We start from the raw sequence: 26,489 nt of genomic DNA, 5'->3' as shown, positions 1-26,489 counted from the left end.
ACCTTCAGAATGAGGTAGGAAATGGATACTCAAAGCAAGCTGGATATTTTAAGTCGTGATGCACAATATGACCTCAGTTGTGCCTGCAGCACCAAGAATCCAGAGGAGCATCGAAAGCGAAGCAGCACAGGTTCCGGGTGGCTGTATCCCACTACCACGGCCAGCGGAGGCCCGGGTATCATGCTCAAGACACTTTTGGGCAACCGCTGCACCAACGATTGCAAGTACTGTCCGTTACGAAACAACCAGGATTTCAGGCCGGTCTCTCTTGCTCCGAAGGAGATGGCCTCCTTCTTTCATGAGTTTCAGAGCAAGCGACCACTAATCGGACTCTTTCTGTCCAGTGCAGTACTTGGATCACCGGATAAGACGATGGAGATGCTCAATGACACAGCAAGGATTCTCAGAAACACGTATCGGTACCGGGGGTACATTCACCTCAAGGTAATCCCCGGAAGCAGCAAAGAGAATATCGATGAGGCCCTCAAGTATGCCTCAGCACTTTCTTTGAACATTGAAGCTCCCGGTGAGCAACATTTTGCCAAGCTTTCAAACATAAAAAACTATACCCAGGACATTCTCAAACCCTTGACCTATATTGCCAGCCAAACAGCAAAGGGTTCCCGCTTCGAGCGGGTCCATACCTCCAGTCAGTTTATTGTCGGGGCGAGTGATGAACTGGATAAGGAAATTCTTTTGTATACCAGCCAATTGTATCGAGAGCTCCATATGGGCAGACTGTATTTTAGTGCTTACCAGCGGGGCCTCGGTGATCAAAGCCTGCCTGGAGAACAAAAGCTTATTCAGCCTTCCCAGCCTGAGTTGTTCGACCTGGGGACGGAAGGCGAGTCCGCCCAAGCCTCCTTGACGCGAGAACATCGTCTGTACCAGGCTGACTGGCTATTGCGAAAGTATGGGTTCTCCTATGAGGAGATGTTGTTCAACAAGGAAGGAAACCTCAGCTTGGAAAAGGACCCGAAACTCGTTTGGGCTGAGTCAAATCCCCAATATTTTCCTCTTTCTGTAAAACGTTCCCCCAAAGAAGCGCTACTCAGAGTCCCTGGGCTTGGCCCTACCTATGTGGGAAGGATTGTCGGCCAAAGGCGGATTGCTCCGCTCTCTTGTCTGGAGGATTTGCGATTGCCTTTTTCGGTGCTTGAAAAGGCGCGTCCTTTCCTGACAATCTAAGCGTACGCTCTTGTTGCTTATCACTCAATTGCCTACAATGCGGACTATGATCATTCTCTATTCTTCATTCTTTTTTGTGTATTCCATCTATGCGATCGTGAACCCTTTTCTGCAGGTAATGCTCCGAAATATGGGGTATTCCTACGAAATGGTAGGGGTCCTTCTTTCGCTGTATGAGATAGCCGGAATTGTCGGGCCCTTGCTTGTAGCGCGACAGGTGGATACACGGGGTACTATGAAGGGTACTGTTCTTTTCAGTACCGTTTTGTCTTCGTTTGGCATGCTCTTGCTGATGCTGTCATCATCACTTTGGATGACTATTGCGGGTTTGATTCTGGTAGCATTTTTCCTTCGCTCCCTGATGCCTGTTTTAGATACCTATACCAACAATCTTTTTAATGGTGATTCACTGAAATATACCCTGATTCGTTCGTTTGGTACGGTAGGTTTCGTCTTTTTCTCCTTGCTTTTTGCTGCAACCAAAAGGCCGGACCTAACGAACAATGTCAGTATTGGTTCCTATGCCTTGATCATCAGCTCAATTTTCTTTGCTTTGGTCCTTGGATGGAAGCGTGAGCCGAAAAAGAGCAAGCTCCAAGTATTGGACGGTGTACAGGAAAGTGGAACCTGGTACGACCGAGCCTTTGTGGTAGGTATTTTCATTATTGCATTGAACAGGATCAGCATGTCTTCGGTCTCCAGTTTTTTCTCGTTGTACTTGGTTGAGGAACTGCAGATTAATGCGATCAGTTTGATGAATGCTCTTGCTGCAGGCAGTGAGTTTGGTGCAATGATTATTGCTGGAATTCTCATACAGCGAAAAAAAGCCCTTCCCGTGCATTTGTTTATTGCAAGTGGTTTGGCTATGATGGCCCGCTTGGTCATCTATGCGATGTTCCCCTCGATTACAGGTGTTTTGGCTGCCCAGCTGCTGCATAGCATAGGGTATGGGTTTTTTCATCCAGCCGCAATCTACTTTGTTGCACGAAGGGTCAAACGTTCGCATCGTACGTTGGGGATGTCCATCTACATATCACTTGGGACTGGTCTTCCTGCAGTTCTTGGTTCCAGCTTGGGTGGTTTGGTGGTCGAGTCGTACGGATATAAAACACTTTTTCTCTCGTATTCTGTCTTTGCGCTTGCCTCTGCGGTGTTATGCCTTGTCTTCTATCGGACTATGAAAACGCCTCCTTTGGAAGAGGTTTGATAGAAGGTATGCTTTGCGAGTTTGAATGCATGGACAAGGTATGCTATGCTCAGTGCTAAGGAGTGGTTACAGTGAAAAATAGTGAGGGCTGGGATTTGCTGTCCATCGGAGATATTTCTCCGGATAAGATCCAAAAGAATCTGAAAGAAATCTCTGTTTTCCTTACCAATGATGTGAGGATCATACAGAGTATCATTGTTGCCTACCATCCCTTTGAACTGTTGAAATACGCATGTTGGGAACGCCGGCGCATTGCGAATCTTAAGAAACAGGATGTCTTCGCCCAGCAGGTTTCTGAGCGGCTGGTTTCCTATCTGGCACAACTTTTACCCTATTGGCAGGCTGAACCTTCCAAGAACCGCGATATTGCAAACAAGGACTGGAAACGGCTTACCCAGGTTTTTGAGGATCTTTGTAGGAAAACTGTCCGGTACGTTGACAACACTGCCTTGCTTCTCCGCTCCCAGCAAACTCTCGATTCCGAACAGCTTCTCTTGGCTTATCAGGAAGAAGCAACTGATTTCTGTCTACCCAGGATTGTCCAGCCTGAGTTGCTTGAGCAAACCTATACAGCCTTGCGCTATAAGATGCAGCCTTTCAACGCACTTGTCAGCGAGGTGTTCCCTGCCAAGCTCGATGGTCTGCTTTCTTCATTCCTCAAGCTTTCAAAACGTGCGATTGAGGGCATAGACCAACTCCGTGAGGATAGCGCTACCTTCAAACAGGCAAGCATGCTCCAGTTGGAGATGCTCAAGAGCCGTGGAGAAAATGTCGATAATCTCGATGTTGTGATGGACCGGATTATCAAAGAACAGAAATGGGAGTCATGGATTGATGGCATTGTACAGCGAAGGGATGGTTTTGCTCTCTTCGACGTACTTAAGGATACTCAGTTATCTGAACGTGATGCTTATCTGCTCTGTCAAAATTTTGCTTCACAACCTGTAGAGGAAGCTCCCTCATTATTAACGGATAGTACAGATAGAAGGAATCGTCCGTTTGTCCGTTTTGGTGCCATGTATTATTGTTTTGATGCAGAGTCCTTGCTTGATAGGGCGTATGAGAGTATTAAACGAGCGGTATGCGAACAAGATCCAGATCTTGCCCAACAGTGGAAAGAGATTGAAGCGGAAAAGGAAACTCTGGTGCCTATTACTTTCTTTACTGCTATGTTGGGAACCATGCACTATACCCGCAATGTTGCCGTCCCTGGTGGTTCACTGAATGCATTGTTTGAGGATGGAAAGAAAGAGCTGGTTGTGCAAGTTCCTTTTTGTCAGCATGCATATGCATCTCTTAATCCTTTTAGCGATGCTACAGATTATTGTAATTTTCTCAAGGTTGAACTGGATGCACGCTCTCTTGCTATACAGCAGAAGAGCAAGACAGTAATCGTAGATACCAAGCATGCTATGCTCTATCCACTGAGTATGCAGAATGACGTACTCGAACTTTCCTTTCTGCAACTGGCAAATCTAGCTACAAATTGGGAAGGAATAGCTACACTTAAGGATATCCTTGGGCTTTCTCCCTTCTCCGATATCCATCACGAAGAACCTTCCGTAGAGGAAGAGCTGCCCGTAGAGGAAGAGCTGCCCGTAGAGGAAGAACTGCCTGTTGAGGAAGAGCTGCCTGTTGAGGAAGAGCTGCCTGTTGAGGAAGAGCTGTCTGTTGAGGAAGAGCTGCCTGTTGAGGAAGAGCTGTCTGTTGAGGAAGAGCTGCCTGTTGAGGAAGAGCTGTCTGTTGAGGAAGAGCTGCCTGTTGAGGAAGAGCTGCCTGTTGAGGAAGAGCTGCCTGTTGAGGAAGAGCTGCCTGTTGAGGAAGAGCTGCCTGTTGAGGAAGAGCTGCCTGTTGAGGAAGAGCTGCCCGCAAAGTCACCTTATATGGGCTCCTCATATTTTACGGCTTCAGAAGAAACTGAAGAGAATCAAGATGATAACGAGCAGGATGAACTTGAGACTGCCGATGAGTTGGCGGTATTTGAAGAACAACCGAGTCTGTTTGAGTTTGACGATGACGAACTAGATCAATATGAAGATCATGATGGAGAAGGGGATGAATACGAGAATGAAGCCTATTGCATCCTTGAACCAACCGATGACCATGATGATGGGGACAATGAAATACCGGACTCTTTGAATTCTGCTGACGAGGATATGGAGGATGGAACAGAAGAGTTTTCTGAACTGTTCCATACGGGATCCACTGATGAGGATGATGAAGAAGACTTGGTTTCCATGCTTCAGACAGAAGGAAAGGAAGAGCCTGCACCTGTGAGCAAACCTTCTTCCCCATTTTCTTTCTTCTCTCATTTATCGAATATTGCAAAAGGGGTTCCTGAAGAAACTGCCAAAAAAACGGAACCAACTCTGGCAAAACCCCTAGAGAAATCGACGTTTGGCGAAACAGAATTATTCTTTGATGATGACACTCCGATTGGAGATTTGCTTACTGAAGAAGATGAGCTTCCTGGAGAGGAAGAACCTACCGTAGAGGAAGAACCTGCCGTAGTGGAAGAACCTACCATAGTGGAAGAACCTACCATAGTGGAAGAACCTACCATAGTGGAAGAACCTACCAGAGTGGAAGAACCTACCATAGTGGAAGAACCTACCATAGTGGAAGAACCTACCATAGTGGAAGAACCTACCATAGTGGAAGAACCTACCGTAGTGGAAGAACCTGCCGTAGTGGAAGAACCTACCATAGTGGAAGAACCTACCGTAGAGGAAGAACCTGCCGTAGAGGAAGAACCTGTAGGAGATGAAGAGGGTACTCCGGTTAAAGTTGAGGAGAAACCTTACCATCCCGATAATCGCCTTGCCCTGCCTCCAGAGTACAGGGAGCATAAGAAAGAGAAGGATGAGGAGAGTAAGAGCGAGGAAAAGGTTGAGGTTCCCTCTACTCCAATTCCCCGATTCATACTTGCCGATACGATTGCCAAATCAGGAAGTAGGGAAGCTGCTTCTGCTGAAGCAGAAAAGAATGCACCCACTACTGTGGTACAGCTGGAGGAAGTGGTAAGTTCCTTTGATGGAAATCTCCCTTTTACCATAAAGGAAATTCTGGGCAAGCTTAAGGAGACTACGGAGAATACGTTCTTTGAATTCTGTAAGAATGCTGAACCTCAATTGTTGATGGGAACATCATCATTGATCGAGCAAGCTCGTCAAGCACAGAATTCTGATAATAAAGATAAAATGTTTACCATCCCCGGCATTGACCTAACCGTAGTATTAATGGCTGGGAAAGGCGACATGCTTCGTGCCTGGGATAGAAGAAACAATGTAGGGGCTATCATGTATGCTCAAGGCAAGACAAGTTGGAATGTCTTATACCTTGGGTATAGCCATGCAGGGACCCTCTATCACGCGGAAGAAAAAATAATCCACTTTGAAGAATTCTCACAGTCGGATTGGAAGTATGTAGTCAACTTGGGTGAACGCATCCTGGAGAAGAAACGAATACGATGAACAACACAAACCTCATTGCCCGCCATTTGGAGGTAGCCTTGCAAGCAGCAAGGCTGGCCGGTTCCTATGTTCTGGAAGCAGGGAAAAATCCGCAAATCGAAGTACACGACAAGCATCTCAACGATTTTGTCACCGATGCAGATCGTGCCTGTGAGGAGCTGATAATTGCTACCATCAGAAAACACTTTCCTGATGACGCAATCTTCGGGGAAGAAACAGGAACAAGTGGTGAAAGCGCCCATGGGCGGTGGATTATCGATCCCATTGACGGCACCACGAACTTTTTTAGGTCGCTTCCCAACTACACAATCAGTATTGCCTGGGAGATTGAACCATTTCACCCTCTGGTGGGAGTGGTGTTCAATCCAAGACAGCAGGAACTTTTTTGGGCCAGTGAAGGGGCAGGGGCCTATTTGAACGGGCAGCCTATTGTTGTCTCCTCGGTAAAGGAATTTGCGAAAGCGCTGATGGTGTGTGTTCCCCCGCATCGCCGACATGAGTTGGTTGACACGTATTTTGAGACCGCAAAGAGAATCTTCTTGGCAACCAGTGATTTCCGCTCATATGGATCATGTGCACTGGAACTTGCCTACATTGCGAGCGGAAGATTGGATGGTTATTACGAATTGTGCCTCGGCTATTACGACATGGCTGCAGGTCTGATGCTGGTCAGGGAAGCCGGCGGAATGGTAGAGAGCGCCGACCCCAAACAACCGTTTACTGATACCCGATGTGATCTGATTGCATCAAATGGCTTGATTCACCAGCATATTTTGCATATGGTTCATGCATGAATTTCAAACTCGCAATTTTTGACCTCGATGGAACCTTGATGAATACCTCACCGGGCATCTTCGCTACAGCAAATGCTACGGTGCAGCAGCTCGGTCTTGAACCCGTGCATGATCCCAAACAACTCAGCAAGTTCATTGGCCCGCCCATCACCCAATGTTTTGTGAAAGTATATGATATGGACCCTTCTCTGATTGATCAGGCTGTTGTTTTGTATCGCAAGGAATACAATGAGCGAGGAATGTTCAATGCTTCTGTATATGACCACATGGTAAAGACTCTGCAAGCATTGAAAAAGCAAGGGTATCTGCTTGCAGTTGGTACGCTCAAATATGAGCTTCTGGCAGCCCAGATGCTAGAGCACTTCGGTCTTGCTTCTTTCTTTGATTCAATCCGGGGAGCCGATGCATCCTCTTCTCTCTCAAAAGCTGACATCGTTCAGAATGTTTTGGATGATCTGGGTGTTGCAAAAGAGGACGCTGTGCTTATCGGTGATACCACGCACGACCAGAAAGGGGCTGCAGAATCAGGCGTTGCATTCATTGCCGTAGACTGGGGCTTCGGCTTTCCAAAAGGAATGCAGAAAGAGCCATCCATGTATGCAATGGCTCGCCAGGTTGAGGATTTGCTTACATTCCTGTAAACAATGCACGTGCTTGGGCGAGGGCTTCTACGTTCTCGCCAGCAGGATTGTCATCATCAGCGCAAACAGGCAAGTAACCGGCAAATTCCATGCCGGTATATTCACAAATTGCCTCGAACTGTTCTTTGACCAGCCGATACTGCACGCCGTCAAGGGTATCTTCCCCGGTTGCTATCACAGAGAGTTTCTTATCCTTGAAGTCATCCATCTGTAACTGATACAACCGGTCGATGAATAGTTTGAGCTGTGCTGAAACGCCCCACCAAAATACAGGAGTTGAGAAGCAAATTGCTTCACTTTCCTTAAAGGTGAGGCAGAGTTCATTCATTCCATCCTCGATTACACATCGATAATGGGTTTTACACCATTTGCATGCCCTACAAGGCTGTAGCTGGGCATCCTGAAGATGCACCTCTTTGAGGGTGTATTGGTTTTGCGATGTTTGGGCAAACACTTTTGCCAAGGTTGTACTATTTCCCCGTTTCCTGGGGCTGGAATAGATCATCATCATTTGCATGCCATTAGCATACGATGAGCACATTCACCTTGCAAGAGTATCCTGCAACGGGTATTCTATCTAGGTAAAGAGGAGATACAATTATGATGTTTCAATTGAAAAAAACACAAGTCAATACTGATAAGGCCCCAAAGGCCATCGGCCCTTACAGCCAAGCTGTCATAGCCGGTCCCTTCGTTTTCACCAGCGGTCAGATGCCGGTTGATCCCAAGACCAATGAGCTCGTCGGCGGGGATGCCGCCAACCAAGCCAAGCAAGTGTTTGAGAATCTTAAAGCAGTACTGACCGAAGCCGGTACCGATTTATCCAAGGTAGTCAAAGCAACGGTTTTCCTCAAGAATATGGATGATTTTGCTGCCGTCAACCAAGTCTATGCCTCCTATTTTGGTGAAGGAATCCTTCCTGCTCGTTCTGCTGTCCAGGTAGCAAAGCTGCCAAAGGATGTAGCGGTCGAGATTGAAATGATTGCCCTAGCCTAAATAGAAAGAGGATGAACCATGAAACGCACACCATTGTATGAGCGATACAGTACCTATCCATCAGTCAAGCTCATTGATTTTGGGGGATGGGAATTGCCAGTCCAATTCGAAAGCGGAATTCTCGCGGAGCATGAAGCTGTCCGCACGAAAGCCGGTCTTTTTGATGTTTCGCATATGGGGGAGTGTCTGGTAAGCGGTGAGAGTGCAGATGCCTATCTCGACTACCTGTGCACCAATTCGATCAGCGATATGGCTGTCGGACAATGCCGCTATACTTTGATGTGCTATCCGAATGGAACCGTGGTAGATGACCTGCTCATCTATCGCCGTACCGATACCTCTTTCTTGGTTGTGATGAATGCCTCCAATACACCAAAAGATTTGGCATGGATCAAGACTGACAATCCTCACGCACATCTTTGTCCCCAGGTTGTAGACCTCTCGGATGCCACCGTACAATTGGCTCTGCAAGGACCTCTTGCCGAGCAAATACTCAGTACCTTGGTCACCGATTGCGCTTCGATTAAGAGCTTTACCTTCAGAAGTCAGTGCGAAGTGGGTGAGATAATGGCCCTTATCAGCCGAACCGGATACACCGGAGAGGATGGATTTGAGCTCTATTGCGCATCTGATGACGGCCCTCTGCTTTGGGACACCCTGCTTGAAGCCGGTAAAGCATATGGTCTTATTCCCTGCGGACTGGGTAGTCGTGACACCTTGCGTATGGAAGCCAAGCTGCCTTTGTACGGACATGAGATCAGCGACTCAATCACCCCTCTTGAAGCGAACCTGGGAGTCTTTGTAAAGCTTGAGAAGGCTGATTTCTGCGGAAGGGAAGCGCTACTCAAACAACAAGAGGAAGGAATTCCCCGAACTCTACGTGGCATTGAAATGCTCGACAAGGCAGTACCCCGCAATGGGTATCGGGTTTTGCTTGACGGGCGGGATATCGGATATGTTACCAGCGGGAACAAGAGTCCTACACTGGGAATATTTTGTGCTTACGCCCTCATCGACCGAGCGACGAGCCTGAAGTTTGGTGATGTCGTACAAGTCGAGATTCACGGGCAACACAAACGGGCGAAGTTGGTACGGACCCCGTTTTATAAACGTGGGATGAAGAACGAACAACCTTGAAAATACGAGTACAGAATTATGCCCCGGAGGGGTTTATTGCACTAGATAATTCAGCTCTGATTTACCCTCCTACTGAGGCAGTGTATAATGCCAACACGTTCAGGGTCTCTATCGATTTGCACTTCGCAATCAAGAAGGAGATTCTTGAGCAGGCTTTGCATGATGTACTGGAGCGGTGTTCCTATGCAAAAGTCAGTTTGAAAGCCGGCTTCTTCTGGTATTATCTATCACCAAATCCTAAGCAACCGATCGTCCATGCGGAAGGTTCATACCCAAGTGGACGCTTTTTGTTCAAGGAAAACAATAACTACTTGTTCAAGGTGCTGTACAATGAGCATCGCATTGCACTGGAGTGCTTTCACGCCCTTACCGATGGATCTGGGGCAATGGCATATCTGAAATTGTTGGTTGAACGCTATTGTCATCATGCAGGTATCGCAGAATTCCAATTTTCCGGGGGACTGGACTACAAGGCCAGACCTTCCAAACAAGAATTCAGTGATCCATTTCAGCACCTCTATGACAAAAATCTTCCTTCATACCCAAAGATCAGCAAAGCCTATCACCGCAAAGGCAGAGGCGGCATTGATGACCGTGTAAAGGTTATTAGCGCGAGCATTGCAACCAAGCAGATCAAGGAACGTGCAAAAGCTAGGGGGATTACCATCGGAGAATACCTCTCTTCGACGTATCTGTATGCACTCTCACAACTGCAGCAGTCGGAAGTGCCTTCCCAAAAGCATCGCAAACCGATACGTTTATCGGTTCCCATGAACCTGAGGAAGATCTTCGGGTATGAGACCATGCGTAATTTCACACTATTTGCCGTCATCGGTATTGAACCGGCGCTCGGTGTTTACACCTTTGATGAAATTACGAAGGAAGTACATTTGCAGATGGCTCAGAGTCAGGACCGTAAACGGTTGCTCAGCCAGATACGAAGAAATGTTGGGGGAGAGCGCACTCCGCTGATTCGGTTTGCCCCCAATATATTGAAGAACCCCTTGTTCAAGCTTTTATCTGATTATCTGGGCGATGACCAGTATTCGGGTGTCATATCCAATCTTGGGCAACTTGAGCTTCCTCCAGCCTTGGAAGGCACCATTCGAAGAGTAGATTTTCACCTAAGCCCTGGACTACTGAACAAGGTAGCCCTTGCGGTGATCGGATATCGGGATACCATTGTGGTAAACTTCACCAGCTTCCTCAACAATGACACAGAACTGGAACGGCTGTTTTGCACCTTCCTGGTTGAGGATGGCATTGAGGTTACCCTGTCGACCAATAGAGAAACTGACAGGTAGGAGCAACTATGGCCTATTGCATTCGATGTGGAGTAAAACTGGCGGAGGGAAGTAAAGCCTGTCCCTTATGCCAGACACCTGTACAACTTCCCCCTGATATGGAAGAGGGAAAGGCGCAGCCGCTGTTCGCCCAGAACCTACCGCCTAGGGGAATGGGCGGGGTGAATAAGACACGCAAGGGCGTGATAGAGCTGATCCTATCACTGTTCGTCATCAGCGAATTAACCGTGTTCTTGTCGATGTGGCTCAGCGGAAACGGCAGCCAAAGCTTTATTCCCGTATTCAGCATTGCAATGGCTTCTCTCTCGCTCATTCTTGCCTTCAGTGTGAAATCCTCCTACACTGTGCAGGCAACCATCCAATGCATTCTTATCTCAATTTTTCTTTTTGGTCTCGATGCTGCAGATCTGAGTCTTTTCTGGTCGCTCATCGCGAGTCCCGCCATTGGCGTCTGCTGGTTGTTTTTTGTGTATCCTTTCACCCGAAAAGCGATAGCGAAACCCAAAACTGCAGCAGCGATATGTCTGCTTGGTTCCCTTGTCTATCTAGCTTGCATTAATTTGGTGGTAAATCACAGCCTTACCTGGTTCGTCCCGGTGACGCTTCCCGTTAGCGCTACCTTGTTGGCTTTAGTTGCGTTGTTTGCTTTGTGGTTCACCAAGCGAAAGAACAAACGTATTCCGCTTGCTGATATAGTTTTGGCTACGCTGGTGATCGTGTTTGTCACCATCGCCTCTCTCGATTACTTCCTTACCGGCTATCAGTTGGGGGCTTTCGGCCTCAGGTGGTCTACAAGTCTTCTCAGTGCAAGCATGGTTATCCTACTCTTCCTGATCAGCGTCTCAGTCTCCAGGCGCGTAAGACGGTTTTTTACAAGCCATAATCGGCACAGTTAGGTCAGGTAAAGTCGGCGAAGGTTGCATTCGCTGCAAGCACTAAATCTTGCGGTCTCAGCTTGAGCTGTAAACCCCGCTGGCCCGCACTGACATATATATACTCTTCCAGTTGGGCAAGTTCTTCTATGAATGTCGGGTAGTGCTTTTTCATGCCAAGAGGGGAGCAGCCTCCTCTCATATATCCGGTAAGGTCCTGCAGCTCACTGAGCTTGATTAAGTCCAAATCCTTGCTCATTGTAAGGGAACGGGCCTTTTTCAGGCTTACGCTGAAGTCGGCAGGCAGACAGAATACATAGACTTGCTTGGTGCTGTCCTGCATGACGATGGTCTTGAAAACCTGTTGGGGGAGCAACCCTGCAGTTTGGCTCGCGTGTACTGCATCCAAGTGCTCCTCGTCCCATTCATAGGAGAGTACTTCATACTCGATACCCTGGCTTTCCAGGATTCTCATGGCATTGGTTTTCTTCATGCCTGTATCCTAGCCAAATGCAGAGTGGAGGGCAAGTATGAAAAAGGGACTCGAAAGTCCCTTTTTCAAAATATACATGCTACGTTTCTTGTACGGGAAAACTGCGCACCTCAACATTGGGGTACGCAATTACATTTATAGCAAGGGCTCTGTTACCATAGAGGTATCCAAGGTTACTGCTGTCTTGGCAAACAATCGGCCATCAACAGAAGCTCCCGCACCGAGTGCGATACCGGTTCCCGATAACACTACACCTTCCAGGTGTGCTCCGGCTCCCAAGCCGACACCACCACCAACTTGCCAGAATATGTTCTGCGGCAGGGCACCTCCCAAGAGGAGGACCTCGATATTCGCAGCCTGTGTAAGAGATCCATCTATCTGGAATATCCAGACGCCGGAAGCAGGACCATTAAGGGTCAGGTTGGTACTGATGGACACTGCTGATGTCCAAGCATACATGCCAGGAGCCAGCGTCATGCCGCCGATCTCACCGATCAGATCATCGACCACTGTGGCTTCGACTCTCGAATTGGCTTGTTCATAGGCTGCATCTGCATCAAGAACCGCTTGGGTAAGGTTCGCTGTAGTCGGCTCTGCATAGTCGGAAGCATACACTGACCCATCAACGAGTGTTGAAGTGGAGAAGGCTCCCAGTATTGGGTCGAGTACAAGGGCGAATCCTGTTATTGCTGCCGAAGTTACCGGGCTTACTCCAATATCACCAGTCACAAATGTTCCTGCATTACCCGATACTGCTGACTGTGCCAGTATTACATACGAGCCCGCTGTCAGAAGATCGATCGGATCAATAATGATAGGTGCATCCCCTATGCGAAATGTCGCATCCGTTGAACCTGCAACGTCACCAATCCATCCGATGACTGTGAGGGTATGAAGGGTCTTTTCTGCTAGACCAATACCTATTGTCACCGTAGAGGTTGTTTCTCCAAGCATGACATCACCGTCAAGATACCATTTCCATGAATCAGGAGCAGGGGTTCCTGATGCTGTCACCGTCATTGAAGTATCGTAGGCTAAGACGGCAAGTACATCAGAGAGAGCCATTTCGATGGGAGACTTGGTATCCACCGTAAGCAGCAATCCAAGATTCTGGGGAGTCGGGGCATTCATATCCGCTGCTACAAGGGTCCAGCTTTCACTGGTTGTCGCATTTACAAATACCAAAACAGTCTCTACCTTTGACCACACCAGATACGGATCAACCGATGCATCGGTGAGTTTTACACTCAATGTATAGTAGCCACGCTCCAGTGATAAAGGAGTCATAGAAGCTGTTGTTCCAGTGATGGCGAACGTAAGATCAATGACTGTTCCGATATCAGGGGTAAGGGTTGCTGTGATTGATGGGGTTCCAATCATATCGGTCGGCCACGAGAGGTCTAGATCAAAAGTTCCCGTTCCTGAGATGGGGAGCAAACTAAGTGGGAGGCTGTTGTTCTCACTGTTCAAGGTTATCAATGTTGCTGCCGATTGGACAATAACAATGCCGTCGATGTTTTTTCCCTTCGCAGTCACCGACCACTGGCCAGGTACTAGATTTTCCATAGTATAGGATGTTGCGGTAATCCCGGTTATTGAGAATACGGCACCATTAGGCCCGATACCACTCAAGTCATACGTGCTGACAGCAAGATTCAGGGTATCCGGTTTCAGCGTTCGGGATTCGGCATCCGGTGTGAAGCTGATTGTCAAACTCGATTTTGGAATTGGGGCGTTGTTCATGTTGCAATTGGTGAATGTCAGTGCAACGAGTAGGATGAGGAGTAGACTTACTACCATGGATGTAAATTTTTTCATAGCTTTTCCTTTTTGTTCGTCCTCAAGGATCAATCAAAAAGTATCCTGCCGGATTTGAGGAAGGCCTATTTCAGCCCTTGTCGCAAAAGGTGATACTCGTTGAAGCTGAAAGTCTTGAATGACTTGACAGAGTCTTCACTTCAGTACCGCAAACTGGTTTGTGTACGTACAAGCATCCAAACCCTCACAAAAACGGTTTTGCTTACGTTCTCAAGGTCCTTTCGCTAAAGAATATAAGGAGGCTGTTCTTAGGTTGGCAAAAAGTGCCTACTTGTAATCAGATCTTGCGTCTTCTGCATAGGAGAATACCTACGTTTAGACTTCTTCTCGATTCTAAGAATATCAGATAAATGATGTATTGTCAATCAGAATATATTAATAATTATTAGTAATTATTAATAAATATTAGTAAATGTTGTAAACTGTCTATATAAATATATAATAGATAAATTTTACCAATTTTTATCAATAACAAACAAATGCATTACATTGTAGCGGCGTACTGAGAAAGAACCCCCCTGCTGATTGAATAAACTGCAAAGTGGTCGAATTGAATCTGTTTGTTATGCTGAAATAAGCATGAAAAAGGGACCCGAAGGTCCCTGTCATCTATTTGTCATCAATGGCAAAAGCTGTACCCAACGCAGTGGGCGAGGCGAAAGAGCCTCGTTTCTTCTGGTTGATGATCGTCATGGCCGTGAGCACGAGAAGGGTGATCAGGTAGGGCGAGAATCCTAGGAACTGAGCGGGGATGACCATTTTGAAACCGGCAGCCTGGAGGCTGAATTGCAAACTGGTAATACCTCCGAAGACCAAGGTTCCAATGACCACCCGACCGGGGTTCCAAGCAGAGAAAATTACCAGAGCAATGACAATCCAGCCTTTACCACCGGTCATACCCTCGTTCCAGCTGGGAATGAAGCTGAGTGACAGACATGCCCCACCCAAACCTGCGAACATACCGCCGATGGTTGTATAGAGGTAACGGATTTTTGATACCGAAATACCCATTGCAGCTGCAGTCCTCGGGTTCTCTCCTACGGCTCGAACAACCATGCCCTGCTTCGTCTTGTACAGGAAGAACCAGGCAAACGGCAACAGGAAGTACAGTGCATAGGTGAGAATGGAAACGTCGAACAGAGCTCCAAGTATCGGAATCTGACTGAGTCCTGGAATTGAGATGTTGTCAAACTTGGAGGCAAGGTTCATCCCGGTAAGATTGTGGTTGTTCGCAGCCGGTCCCAGTCTCTGTCCTAAGAAGTTGGCCAAGCCTGTACCGAACATGGTGATGGCCAAGCCTGCTACTACTTGGTTTGCACGCATGGTGATACACAAAAATGCATGCAAAAGTGAGAGCATGGCACCGACTGCCATTGCAACAAGCAACGCGAAAACCAAGTTGCCCGTATTGTAAGCCGTGGCAAAACCAGCCAAGGCCCCCATGAGCATGGTGCCTTCCATACCGAGGTTGAGGATGCCCGTTTTTTCGGTGTACACCTCGCCCAAGGTTGCATAGGTAAGGGAGGTTCCCATCGCGAGCGTCGCCGCCAGCAATCGGGTGAAGAAATCCAGAAAGTTCATACGCCAGCCTCCTTGTGCTTTGCATGGACAACCAGTCGATATTCAGTGAAAATACTGCCGGCAAGCAGGGGAATGAGGATGAGGCCCTGCATTACTTCGCCCATCGCCGAGGGTAGTTTCATAATCTGCAAGGCATCGGAGCCTGTTTCCAGGGCTGCCATAATCACGGCTACCAGAATGGAGACGAACGGATTGAGTCCGCTCATCCAAGCAATGATGATGCCCGTGAATCCATAGCCGGAGTTCACTCCCTTGGTGAGCTGGTGCGTCACTGCAGCACTGTCGATGACTCCTGCAAGGCCTGCGATGCCACCGCTGACCAGCATTGCCAGAATGATGTTCCTTTTAATCGAAACCCCTTGGCAGCGGGCGGCGCGCTGATTCTTGCCGATCATATTCAGCTCAAAACCCCAACGGGTTTTGTAGAGGACAAACCAAAGAATAACCACAAGAACCAGGGCAAAGTAGACACCGGCGTGTACGCGCCCCCAAATCTTCGGCAACCAAGCCGCTTCGGGGTAGAGTACGGTGCCCATATTTCCACGGGGGGCTTTCCATGCATTGATGTACAAGTATTCGGCATATCCAATGATGATATAGTTCATCATCAACGTGGTAAGTGTCTCATCGACACTCCACTGAGCCTTCAAGAGACCGGGAATCCCTCCCCACATGGCACCAAAGAGAATGCCTACGATCATGCCGACAGGAAGCAACAGGTAGGTAGGGAGAAAGGTCCAGAACTGCATGACCCATGTGATGCCTATGACCCCGCTGATATACTGCCCCTCGGCTCCGATATTCCAGAATTTCAGACGGAATGCGATACCGACCGCAAGACCGCATAAAAGCAGAGGAATGGATTTTGCGATGGTGTATTGGATCTTTGTCTGACTGCCGAATGCCCCTTTGATCATTGCAGCATAGGTGCGTGCCGGGTTTGCATTGGAAATCGATAATACGATGGCCCCTAGGATGAAAGAGACCACCAGACTGATGATGGGGACAAGAATGGCCATCTTTTTGGAGCGATAGTCTCGCTTTTCAAGGCTGAATCTCATATGTCCCTCCTCTCAACGCCAGCCATCAGCATACCAAGCTCCTCGGTCGTTGCACTCGCTGCATTCACTATGTCCATAATTCTTCCTTCAAACATAACGGCAATTTTATCTGCTACCATCAAAAGCTCTTCAAGCTCTTCGCTGACCAATAAGACTGCATTTCCTTTGTCCCGCTGCTTGATGATGTTCTGTCTCACCGCTTCGGTCGCACCGACGTCGAGTCCCCTTGAAGGGTAGACCGCAATCAGGATACCGCCGCACGAGTCAATCTCACGGGCGAGGATGGTCTTTTGGATGTTACCTCCGCTGAGGAACTTGACCGAGGTGTCTTGGCTTGGTGTCTTGATGGTGAATACATCGATCAGGTGGTCGGCAAACTTGCGAACCCAATTCCGCTTGATCACACTGTGACTGGAAAGCTCTCCTGTGCGGTATTTTTTCATCGAAAGGTTGTCACCTACGCTCATATCACCAACCACACCCATTCTGCCGCGGTCTGCCGGGATATGGCTGACACCATTCTTGATGACCTGCAGCGGAGTCTTGTTGGTCATATCCTTTCCATTGATGAAGATGGATCCTCCGTTGACTTTCAAGAGCCCGGTGATAGCTTCAGTCAACGGCTGCTGACCATTTCCAGCCACTCCTGCGATACCGAAAATTTCCCCACCGCGGATGGAAAAACTTACATGATCGAGCACTGGCTTTCCTCCGCCTACGGGGAGAACGACCACGTCCTTTGCCTCCACCATGATTTCTCCTGGTTTGTAGGGGCCGCGGTCGAGAGAGAAAAGAATGTCACGGCCTACCATCATGTTGGCAAGGTCCTGGACACGCTTGATTGACTTGGTGGGGCAGGTAGAGACACATTTGCCTCTTCTGAGGACTTGCACCGTATGGCTGAATTCCATGACCTCATCCATTTTATGGGTAATAAAAATGGCACTTTTCCCTTCAGCAAGCATTTTTTTGAGGATTTCATTCAAATCACGCGATTCTCCGGGGGTGAGAACAGCAGTAGGTTCATCCAGAATGAGAATGTCTGCACCGCGGTACAGTAGCTTCAGTATCTCTACACGCTGCTGTTCACCGACCGAAAGGTCCTGGATGATTTTATCGGGATAGACCTGCAAACCATAGCGTTTGCTCAATTCCGTAATTTTCGCTTTTATGTCCGTCATGGGAGGAACGAAGGGGAGGTCTTTCATTCCTAAAATGATATTTTCGGCAACACTCATATTGCCTACCAGCATGAATTCTTGATGGATCATGCCGATGCCCAAAGTCATGGAGTCTTGAGGGGAATTGATGTCGGCAAGTTGACCCTTGACATAGATTTCTCCACTGTCCGGCCGATAGAGCCCGACCAGCATGTTCATCAATGTGCTCTTGCCGGCACCGTTCTCACCAAGCAAGGCGAGAACTTCGCCTTTATGCAGGGTCAGACTTACTTGGTCGTTCGCAAGAACTCCAGGGAAGTGTTTTGTAATATTGACCATACGCACGACGGGCGTTTCGTCGGTGTTGAATTCTCTCATGTTCTGTCCGTTTACAATGCCCGAAAAAGGGCGGTATTGGGTTAATCAAGAAGAGGCGGGCGTTTGCCCGCCCCTCTTGATTGAGGATCAATGATTAGTTGACTCTTCCGATGACGCCTTCTACAAACCAATCCATGGTAAGCATGGCTTCATCACTCATTTTCTCTCCAGCCTTCTGGCGGACAGCACCGGTGTTGTCCTTCAGAGCGCCCCAGAATACATCCCACTTGCCGTCGTGAATTTCAGTCTGCTTGGCTTCAACCTGCTTGACGAAATCGGCGGGTACGAGCGGGGAAATCGGGGAAAGGTGAATCATGTCAGCCTCAAGGCCACCCCAGTAACTCTGAGTCTTCCAAGTTCCATCCAATGCACTCTGGACAGCCGGGATCATGTAATTGCCCCAGTTCCACATCGGGGAAACGAGAATGCGGTCGTCACCGATCATGCCGCGGAAGTCAGCGTTGTAACCGATGGCATACTTGCCTCTCTCGATTGCAGCCTTTGCGGGCTCGGTGGTGTCCTGGTGCTGAGCGATGACATCGCAACCCTGGTCGAGCAGAGCAATTGCACCCTGTCTCTCCAGTGATGGATCGAACCAAGTGTTGGTCCAAACAACTGTGACACTTGCTTTCGGATTGATGGTGCGGGCGCCGAGAGCGAAAGCGTTGATACCGCGAACAACTTCAGGAGTGTTGTAGGCGCCGACATAGCCGAGCTTGCCGGAGGGGGACATCTTGGCAGCAATCATTCCGGAGAGATAACGCATCTGATACATTCTGCCGAAATAGTTGGACATGTTGTCATTTGAGAGATAGCCGGAGCAATGCTCGAAGTACACATTGGGATATCTCTTGGCGACGTTGAGCATGTACTGCTGGTAGTTGTAGGAGTTGGCGAAGATGATTTTGCAGCCTTCGTCGATGAGGTTCTCCATAACCCGTTCGCTACTCTCGTTCTCAGGAATTCCCTCCATGCGGATAACCTGTACCTTGTCCCCGAAATGCTTTTCCATGGCAATGGTGCCCTGGTCGTGCATGTAGGAATAGCCCATGTCTCCAGGAGGACTGATGTAGATGACGCCCACTTTCAGTGGTGCATCTGCCGAACCGGCAGCTTCTTTTGTTCCTTGCGCAAATGCGAAGGAAGAAACCAACAGCACGATCAACAGAAGAACAATACCTTTTTTCATGATTCTCTCCTTAAAAAAGATTGCGTGATGGCGTTGATAGTACTAGAAGAACCTCAACTGTTTCAAATTATACGGGACGTTTTTCTTGCTGTCAAAGCATTCTTTAGAAACATGTAAAGCGGTAAAACTCAGAGTTTGCTGAAAAAAAAGTGGGAAATTGAAAAAGTGTTTAATAAATGTACTATTTCCCTCAAAATGCAACAAAGTGAAAATAAAATGTGTGAAATACCGAAGCAGAAAGAAAAATATGTTGCAAGCGAGCATAATTGTTGCATTATCATACCAATTGGGCTGCAATAGGTAGTGTATCCTAGTACATATGCTGCATATGTCGCAACAAAACCTCTGCATTGTAATAATTTTCCTTAAGAGTGGTTTTCTTGTATATAAAGAGCATTGATGCTTGTTTCACCTAATGACAAATGTTAGGATGATACGCATCGCAATGCACCTTTTACGCATATACTTCAGAAGTGAAGGATTTCATCGCATGAAGAAAAGTAGAATTCAGTTTTCGATTCTTTTGCTGTTGCTTATCGTTTGTATTTCCAGCCTACAGGCGCAAGATGCAGGGTTGGTAATACGTTCGTCCCTTTTTGGCCCAATCCCAAAAGAGACAGACGAGCAAGAAACCCTCCAAATTCAGAGTTATGCCCAACAGCTCGGGCTGATCGATGAGCAATTGCAGCTGGATGCAAACCAGCGGGTCCTCAGTGCCATCAGCAGCCCTTCCTATCCAGTAACTCCTGGAGACACGTTTCGTCTTGTCTATCTTGATGGAATGAAAACAGTCACCTTGGATCTGCAAGCCGATGATCAGGGCTCTGTGGCGATTCCCGGTTTGGGCACTATTGAAGGCCGGGGCCTTACATTCCAAGAACTCAGACAACAGATATTATCGATGGTACAGACTTATCACAGCTTCTCCAATCCACAGGTGGTGTTCATTGGAACCGGCTCCTTTACTGTTTCTGTAGTTGGAGAGGTGGTGGGAACAAGAATTGTCCCGGCTTGGGGCCTTTCAAGACTTTCAGAAGTTGTAAAAAGTGCGAGTCCCTATGCTTCCAGCCGTGAGGTTGAGATTACCTCCGTCGATGGGAGCACCAAAACGTACGATTTGTACAAAGCCCTGAGAAAGGGTGAACTGGCGCAAGACCCCCTGCTCAAGAGCGGTGATGTCGTTCGTCTGAAACGGGCCCAAAAGCTTGTGAGCCTTGGTGGAAATGTGTACCAAAGCGGGACCTATCAGTTGCTTTCGCAAGACACCCTATCTTCTCTTATATCCTCGTATGGGGGAGGCGTGCTTAGCGGTTCCGATGTCCAGAACATCAGACTGCAACGGTATAACAATGAAACAGGTATTTGGGACGTGGTGTACGTAGATTTGGTTAAGAATCCGTCCTTTCTCCTACAACACCAAGACCAAGTAATCGTCGATACAATTACCCCAAGCATGCACAGTGTCACCATCGAGGGAGCGGTAGCAACCAGCGAAGCTTTTGATACCCTCAGCTCCACAGCCTTGGTTGGATACACTTCCGGAAGGATTTTCTACCAGTTCTATCCGGGGGAGACGCTGAAGCAGATGCTGTCCTCCATCTCGCCCCGTTTGATGACCGTCAGCGACCTTGACGGGGCCTATCTCCTCAGAAATGGAGAAAAAATTCCTGTAAAGGCCCAACAGGTGCTGTATGGTACGAATGACCAAGGTTCGATGCGCCTTGAAAGCGGTGATACCTTCTTAATTCCCTTCAACCAGCGGTTTGTGACGGTAAGCGGAGCCGTTGTGCGATCAGGAATTTTCGCCTACGTTCCTGACAAGGGAATCAATTACTATATTGCACTTGCCGGTGGCTTGAGCGATGATGCGACCTATCCGACCTCAATCAGTGTCTATGGTCCGGATGGCAAGAAACAGGATGGCACTGACCCCATCCAACCTGAATCGACAATAACCGTTGCAAAGAATTCTTTTGTCCGTGACATTGCTCCGACGGTGGCGATTATTGGCTTGGTCAGTTCCCTGCTTGGCATTGTTGCCACAGTCGTAAATATCATTCTTGATGCCAAGACCCTGTAGGAGGAGCATAGATGAGTCAACAAGAAGAGTTGCAGAATACTCTTTCACCGTATGATAGTGGAGAAGAAGGCATCTCAATAGCTGAGCTTCTGCATATTTTCCGCAAACGGTTCCGCTGGTTTGTCATTGGCTTGATTGTAGTTATGGGTCTTGCTGTGGGATATTTGCAGATAGCTGTTCCCCAATATGAGAGTCAGGTTTCTGTTTTGGTTGAGCCGATCCAACGTTCCTCCTCGTTTGAATCCCTGTTGGATGTTTCTACATCCACTACGAAAATTGCTACGGAAGTAGAGCTGATCACCAGCCGCAAGAATATTGAATATGCACTAAGTACCTTGGATTTGGCTTCCTATCACAACGCTGACGGTGTTGACTATCGAAGTAAGGAAGCTCTGGGAAATGTCAAGGAACGCATCGTCGTGTCGACTGTGAAGGACACGAACATCGTCCGCATTGCGGTAACCGATGCCAGCCCTGCCTTTGCCCGTGATTTTTCCAATGCCTTGGCAGCAAGTTATGACTCACTACTCACCGGCATTGCGAAGAACTCCAAGACCGCCCAGCGTGAATTCATTGAATCGCAGATTCCCATCAACGACGCCGAACTTTCCAATGCAAGCGATTCCCTCGGTGATTTCAGGGAGAACAGTGATATCATCCAGCTTACCGACAAAAGTTCATTGTTGGTAGAACAGATTTCTTATTACACGCTTCGATTGGAACCACTGAAGCTACAATTAAAGGAATCGCAAGTCTTCATTGAATCGTATACCAATTCACTGAAAGCAGCTGGAATCGCTGGTGTGTTAGCTTTGGACCAGATCAAGAACGACAGCGTCGTGATGGCTAAGCTTGCCGACCTGGGTGCTTGGAAAACTGAGCTTACCATGTATGAATCACTATCCAATCCAGCAGGGAACACCGCAACGGTGGCTCCCTCCACGGTATTGGACTCCTCATCGCGCACGTATGTTATCAGCAGTGCAATCAGTCAGGTTACCAAGGAATTGCTCAACCGTATTTCCACGCTGACCCGTTCCTACGGGAATGAAGCCTACACCCAGGCCATCGTACAAGCCTTGACTACCGAGGTGGGAATTCAAGTGCTGGAGATGCGGGGTGAGGTTTTCGTAGAAGAGCTTTCACAGCTTCCCGTGCTTGAACGCAAGCTCAGCGAGTTGCAGCGCGATGTCCAGATTTATGAAGCAATCGGTTTGAAACTCAGAGAGATGCTTGAAGAGGTGAAATTGACTGAGGCAGCAGTCACCGGCAACGTGACAGTCGTCGACGCCGCCAATCTACCCCTCAATCCGGTCAGTCCCAATAAATTACTGATTCTTGCTGTAGCCATGTTGCTTGGTGCTGCCATAGGACTCTTGCTTACGTTGGGCGTTGAGACTCTCGATGTCTCCATCCAGAGTGAACAGCAGATTCAGAAAATCGTAGGAAAGGAAATTCCCATTCTTGGTTGGATTCCCATGATGAAGGTCTCCGAGAACGATAAGTATCCAACCCTTTCTGTGTACAACGATCCGCTTTCCTTTGAATCAGAACGATTCAAGCTGGTAGCCAACATGTTGTACAACAAAACAGATAAGAAAGTCTTTTCCATCACTTCCTGCGCTATGGCTGAAGGAAAAAGTACCATCATCGGCAATATGGCTCTAGCTCTTGCCCAGATGGGAAGCAAGGTTCTGGTCATCGATGGTGATCTGCGCCTTCCGAGTATGGAGCGGTATTTCCGTCTCAAGCATCGGGAAGTGGGTTTGGTAGACTTTGTCACCAAAAAGGCAAGGCTCGAGGATTGCTTGATCCAACCTTTCGAAAATACTCCTACCTTGCATTTGCTGCCCCCAGGCAATGCTCCGCTGGTACCTGCTGCAATCTTCTCCAATCCCCGTTACATTCAGGGTATTGCATACTTGGAGAACCTTTACGATTTCATCATCATCGATGCGCCTCCACTTGAGTCTGCAAGTGAGCTGCTTTCGATCAGCAAGCATGTAGACGGCCTGATCATTACCGTACGTGCCGGTATAACCAGCAAGGGTTCCTTGTTTGATTTGGTTTCCAACCTGAAAACGGCCAACGCTCCGCTTATTGGGTTTGTGTTTAACGGAGTGCTTCCCGGTTCTTCTTCCAGCTATCGCTACGGCTATGGCAAGGGATATGGTTATGGCTACGGTCATTACGCCTATCGCTACGGATATGCCCAAGGGCAGGGGAATGCGAGAAAAAACAGCAAAGGCCATATGCGAAGGCGCTCCACCTCGTGGTATCGCAGGCGCTATAAGCTTGACCTTAAAAACCGTGGTAAAATCACCACCGAGCAGTTTGACCCGGTTCTCGCCTTTGGAGAGCATGCAGAATTCAGGACATTGGAGGCATGGGCTCAAGCTCATGCTAGTACGCATAGTTCAGCTTTTTTCGAAGCGAAAGCCAGCCCTTCTGTTGCATCGCAAAGTGCTCCCGTTGTACAGGTGGAGGAGAAATCGGCTACACCAGCAGTACCGGTAGCACCGAAACAATCTGAAAAGCCTGCCAAGAAGGCAAACGTTCCGTTTGACAGCCTCAGCGTGATCGAGATGGATGAACTGGCGATAGGCAAAAAACAAGAGGACTGACTCTAGACAGAACTGCTTCTCTCTGCTAAGGTCTGAGAAGAAAATTGGAGGGAACCTATGGGTAGGAAACGATACAGATGTGTATATCAGTCCACCAGCGGGTATTTCCCATATTGCATTGCATTGAAAAGTCGGTCGTAGGGCCGGCTTTTTTTTTGAAGGAGCGAAGATGGAACAGCAGAATGTATTTGCCTCACGGTCGTTGTGCGTCATCGAGGACTTCTCCATTGAGGAGAGATTGTACCTCTTTGAACAAGTAAAGATTCTCAAGAGGGCGATGGAAAACCAAGATGCAGCCACCCTTGAACAATATCGGATCGATGACAAGGATTTCGGTATCTATGAGGTATTCCTTGAGGACAGCACCAGAACCAAGGAATCGTTCCGCAATGCCGCCAATTTTCATCATGCCAAGGTGTCAGAGCTGAATAGCGACTCGTCCTCCTTCAATAAAGGGGAGAGTTATGCCGATACCTTTTATACACTCAGCGGTTATGCCAATACCATCTTCATCGTGCGCAGCAAGCTTGAAGGTGTGTGTCGCTGGCTCGAGGACACTTGTGCCAACTATGCGAAGCGTAACAAGCTCTATCGCAAGCCGGCCTTCATCAATGCCGGGGATGGAAAGCACGAGCATCCAACCCAGGAACTGTTGGATGAGTTTACCTTCCTTGAAGACAACAACTGGAGTTGTGATTCTGTGCATCTTGCCTTGGTAGGAGATCTCTTCCATGGCCGCACCGTGCACTCCAAGGCGGATGGATTGAAAATCTTCAAGCACGTCAAAGTAGATTTGATTGCTCCTGTTGAATTGGCCATGCCTGAGGCGTATGTGCAAAGAATGCAGGAGAATGGATATGAAGTACGGTTGTTCGAATCCATCGAGCAATACCTGCAGCAAAGCGATGTGGCGGATAAATGGTATTTCACCAGACCCCAGCTGGAACGCATGGGTGACCGGATTCTGCAGCGTCAGGCTGAATTGAGACGCTCCATCACATTCCGTAAGGAGTTTATGGATACCCTTAAAGCAGGAACCAAATTCTATCATCCGCTCCCACGGCACAAGGTAACCCCGACCATTCCTACCTTCCTCGATGAAACACCTTTCAACGGATGGGAGCGGCAGTCGATCAACGGCATGTATGTGCGCATAGTCCTGCTTGCCTTACTTGCAGGAAGGATCGGCTCTGAATTCCAGCCTGCAAAGCTTGCAATGAAGCCGGAAGAGGAAGATTACATTCAGGAAGTGGACCTGAGTTGCCAGCAACTCAGGGAGAAGGTGATCAGTGAAGGGGTGCAGCCGATTCACGACGGCTTGGTTATCGACCACATATGCAAAGGCGATTGCCCCAGCGAGATTCGTGACCATATGCGCCTTATCAGCAGCGTTTTGGGTCTGGATGAAGCCAAAGGCGGGGAATGGGTCAGTACCGGTCATAAGGACGGCACGCTTTACAAGGGCATTATCTTCAGGCCTGGATTGTATGAACTGAGCCGAAAGCATCTCAAACGCCTGAGTGCCGTAGCTCCGGGGTGTACGCTCAATCTTATCAAGGGAGGCAAGGTGGTAAACAAATATCGGTTGCACCTACCGCCACGAATCTATAACTTTGAGGACCTCGGGTGTACCAACGAAGCATGCATTTCCCATCCCGATCAAAGTGAAGGGGTTCCCGCACGTTTCTATCGGACCAACGACAATCGTTTTGCTTGCGCCTACTGCGGGAAAAAGCATACCTTCAAGGAAATCTGGAAGAGCAGGAAAAAATAAGGTAGACTGGAGAAACCATGAAAAGCACTACTGAAATAACGAATCATTATGGGCCTCTCTTGGCACATGTGGCGCTGGATCTTGGAGCAATCAAGCTACAGGTACAGCAACCCTTCACCTGGGCAAGCGGGTACCGCATGCCCATCTACAACGACAACCGCAGATTGCTTGCATCACCGAAAGCCCGATCCTTGGTTTGTGATGCCTTTGCCGCCATGCTGGAAAGCCTGCAATTCGAACCGGACAATATTGCGGGAACGGCTACCGCCGGCATTCCCCATGCAACCACATTGGCCGACCGGCTTGCAAAACCGCTGAGCTATGTGCGCAGCTCGGGTAAGGACCATGGACTGGGGCAACAAATCGAGGGCTTGGGGCAGAGTGGATCCTATGAAGGGGCAAAGGTGCTTCTCATAGAGGATCTTATCTCCACAGGAGGCTCTTCGATCAAGGCAGTCGAGGCCATTGTCAAGGCAGGGGGAGTCTGTCCCTATACCTTGGCCATCTTCACCTATGGCTTCGATGCCGCAGTCAAGGCTTTTGAAGCGCTGGATCAGAAATGCACGTTCTACACAATTCTCGACTACGATGTCATGGTGGAAAGCGCATTGAAAAAAGGCTATGTGAATGAAGAAGAAGCAGGCTATCTGTCCCAGTGGAGAGAGGACCCCTTTACATGGGGAGAGAAACACGGATTTCCTATGGTTGCCAAATAAGGA

General features: G+C 48.3%; 20 protein-coding genes. 13 read left to right on the top strand and 7 right to left on the bottom strand.

Annotation, left to right across the window (positions count from 1 at the left end; genetic code table 11):
* Positions 1–21 precede the first annotated feature (21 nt).
* From SPIBUDDY_RS10280 to SPIBUDDY_RS10260, 5 genes are all read left to right on the top strand, one after another.
* Positions 22–1,188 carry a radical SAM protein gene (locus SPIBUDDY_RS10280; protein WP_013607694.1) on the top strand — a complete coding sequence of 389 codons (1,167 nt, stop codon included), beginning with the start codon at positions 22–24 and terminating at the stop codon, positions 1,186–1,188.
* Positions 1,189–1,234: 46 nt separating this feature from the next.
* The gene (locus SPIBUDDY_RS10275) at positions 1,235–2,395 is read left to right on the top strand and encodes an MFS transporter (protein WP_013607693.1); all 1,161 of its coding nucleotides are present in this window, start codon (positions 1,235–1,237) and stop codon (positions 2,393–2,395) included.
* Positions 2,396–2,466: 71 nt separating this feature from the next.
* Complete coding sequence (locus tag SPIBUDDY_RS16385) at positions 2,467–5,868, top strand: hypothetical protein (protein ID WP_013607692.1); 3,402 nt, start codon at positions 2,467–2,469, stop codon at positions 5,866–5,868.
* On the top strand, positions 5,865–6,662 hold the full coding sequence (locus tag SPIBUDDY_RS10265) for an inositol monophosphatase family protein (protein ID WP_013607691.1): 798 nt from the start codon (positions 5,865–5,867) through the stop codon (positions 6,660–6,662). The genes SPIBUDDY_RS16385 and SPIBUDDY_RS10265 overlap by 4 nt, the downstream gene beginning before the upstream one ends.
* Positions 6,659–7,303: an HAD hydrolase-like protein gene (locus SPIBUDDY_RS10260; protein ID WP_013607690.1), complete on the top strand. Its 645-nt coding sequence runs from the start codon at positions 6,659–6,661 to the stop codon at positions 7,301–7,303. Before SPIBUDDY_RS10265 ends, SPIBUDDY_RS10260 begins: the two co-directional genes overlap by 4 nt.
* Here SPIBUDDY_RS10260 and SPIBUDDY_RS10255 read toward each other — a convergent pair.
* Positions 7,290–7,820, bottom strand: a complete 531-nt coding sequence (locus SPIBUDDY_RS10255; protein WP_013607689.1) for a flavodoxin family protein — start codon at positions 7,818–7,820, stop codon at positions 7,290–7,292. The two genes, SPIBUDDY_RS10260 and SPIBUDDY_RS10255, sit on opposite strands and share 14 nt — an antisense overlap.
* An 83-nt stretch (positions 7,821–7,903) precedes the next feature.
* On the opposite strand from SPIBUDDY_RS10255, the gene SPIBUDDY_RS10250 reads away from it, so the two are divergent.
* Genes SPIBUDDY_RS10250 through SPIBUDDY_RS10235 form a run of 4 tightly spaced genes read left to right on the top strand, consistent with a single transcriptional unit; the run spans position 7,904 to position 11,636 of the window.
* On the top strand, positions 7,904–8,299 hold the full coding sequence (locus SPIBUDDY_RS10250) for a RidA family protein (RefSeq protein WP_013607688.1): 396 nt from the start codon (positions 7,904–7,906) through the stop codon (positions 8,297–8,299).
* 18 nt (positions 8,300–8,317) lie between these two features.
* The gene (gene gcvT, locus SPIBUDDY_RS10245; RefSeq protein ID WP_013607687.1) at positions 8,318–9,436 is read left to right on the top strand and encodes a glycine cleavage system aminomethyltransferase GcvT; all 1,119 of its coding nucleotides are present in this window, start codon (positions 8,318–8,320) and stop codon (positions 9,434–9,436) included.
* On the top strand, positions 9,433–10,740 hold the full coding sequence (locus SPIBUDDY_RS10240; protein WP_013607686.1) for a hypothetical protein: 1,308 nt from the start codon (positions 9,433–9,435) through the stop codon (positions 10,738–10,740). The genes gcvT and SPIBUDDY_RS10240 overlap by 4 nt, the downstream gene beginning before the upstream one ends.
* 8 nt (positions 10,741–10,748) lie before the next feature.
* Positions 10,749–11,636: an RING finger protein gene (locus tag SPIBUDDY_RS10235; RefSeq protein WP_013607685.1), complete on the top strand. Its 888-nt coding sequence runs from the start codon at positions 10,749–10,751 to the stop codon at positions 11,634–11,636.
* Position 11,637: 1 nt separating this feature from the next.
* Here the strand turns inward: SPIBUDDY_RS10235 and ybaK are convergent, their stop codons facing one another.
* The 6 genes from ybaK to SPIBUDDY_RS10205 all read right to left on the bottom strand — a co-directional run bounded on the left by ybaK (position 11,638) and on the right by SPIBUDDY_RS10205 (position 19,292).
* Positions 11,638–12,105, bottom strand: coding sequence for a Cys-tRNA(Pro) deacylase (gene ybaK, locus SPIBUDDY_RS10230; RefSeq protein ID WP_013607684.1), 468 nt, complete (start codon positions 12,103–12,105; stop codon positions 11,638–11,640).
* 135 nt (positions 12,106–12,240) lie between these two features.
* Positions 12,241–13,923 (bottom strand): ice-binding family protein, encoded by a 1,683-nt coding sequence (locus SPIBUDDY_RS15740; RefSeq protein ID WP_013607683.1) that lies wholly within the window; start codon positions 13,921–13,923, stop codon positions 12,241–12,243.
* A 609-nt stretch (positions 13,924–14,532) separates the two neighbouring features.
* Positions 14,533–15,504, bottom strand: a complete 972-nt coding sequence (locus SPIBUDDY_RS10220) for an ABC transporter permease (RefSeq protein ID WP_013607682.1) — start codon at positions 15,502–15,504, stop codon at positions 14,533–14,535.
* A complete protein-coding gene (locus tag SPIBUDDY_RS10215; RefSeq protein WP_013607681.1) occupies positions 15,501–16,565 on the bottom strand; it encodes an ABC transporter permease in 1,065 nt (354 codons plus the stop codon). The genes SPIBUDDY_RS10220 and SPIBUDDY_RS10215 overlap by 4 nt, the downstream gene beginning before the upstream one ends.
* Positions 16,562–18,103 carry an ABC transporter ATP-binding protein gene (locus SPIBUDDY_RS10210; protein WP_013607680.1) on the bottom strand — a complete coding sequence of 514 codons (1,542 nt, stop codon included), beginning with the start codon at positions 18,101–18,103 and terminating at the stop codon, positions 16,562–16,564. The genes SPIBUDDY_RS10215 and SPIBUDDY_RS10210 overlap by 4 nt, the downstream gene beginning before the upstream one ends.
* Before the next feature lie 94 nt (positions 18,104–18,197).
* Entirely contained in the window at positions 18,198–19,292 is a 1,095-nt protein-coding gene (locus SPIBUDDY_RS10205) for a BMP family ABC transporter substrate-binding protein (protein ID WP_013607679.1), read from the bottom strand.
* A 490-nt stretch (positions 19,293–19,782) separates the two neighbouring features.
* On the opposite strand from SPIBUDDY_RS10205, the gene SPIBUDDY_RS10195 reads away from it, so the two are divergent.
* From SPIBUDDY_RS10195 to pyrE, 4 genes are all read left to right on the top strand, one after another.
* Positions 19,783–21,372, top strand: a complete 1,590-nt coding sequence (locus tag SPIBUDDY_RS10195) for a polysaccharide biosynthesis/export family protein (RefSeq protein ID WP_013607677.1) — start codon at positions 19,783–19,785, stop codon at positions 21,370–21,372.
* 11 nt (positions 21,373–21,383) lie between these two features.
* Complete coding sequence (locus tag SPIBUDDY_RS10190) at positions 21,384–23,996, top strand: GumC family protein (protein ID WP_013607676.1); 2,613 nt, start codon at positions 21,384–21,386, stop codon at positions 23,994–23,996.
* A 169-nt stretch (positions 23,997–24,165) separates the two neighbouring features.
* On the top strand, positions 24,166–25,770 hold the full coding sequence (locus SPIBUDDY_RS10185; protein WP_013607675.1) for a bifunctional aspartate carbamoyltransferase catalytic subunit/aspartate carbamoyltransferase regulatory subunit: 1,605 nt from the start codon (positions 24,166–24,168) through the stop codon (positions 25,768–25,770).
* 17 nt (positions 25,771–25,787) lie between these two features.
* On the top strand, positions 25,788–26,486 hold the full coding sequence (gene pyrE / locus SPIBUDDY_RS10180) for an orotate phosphoribosyltransferase (RefSeq protein ID WP_013607674.1): 699 nt from the start codon (positions 25,788–25,790) through the stop codon (positions 26,484–26,486).
* The last annotated feature ends 3 nt before the right edge of the window (positions 26,487–26,489 follow it).

Origin of the sequence: Sphaerochaeta globosa str. Buddy (assembly GCF_000190435.1) — a bacterium.
GTDB classification, from domain to species: domain Bacteria; phylum Spirochaetota; class Spirochaetia; order Sphaerochaetales; family Sphaerochaetaceae; genus Sphaerochaeta; species Sphaerochaeta globosa.
This window is presented reverse-complemented; position numbering and strand designations above follow the sequence as displayed.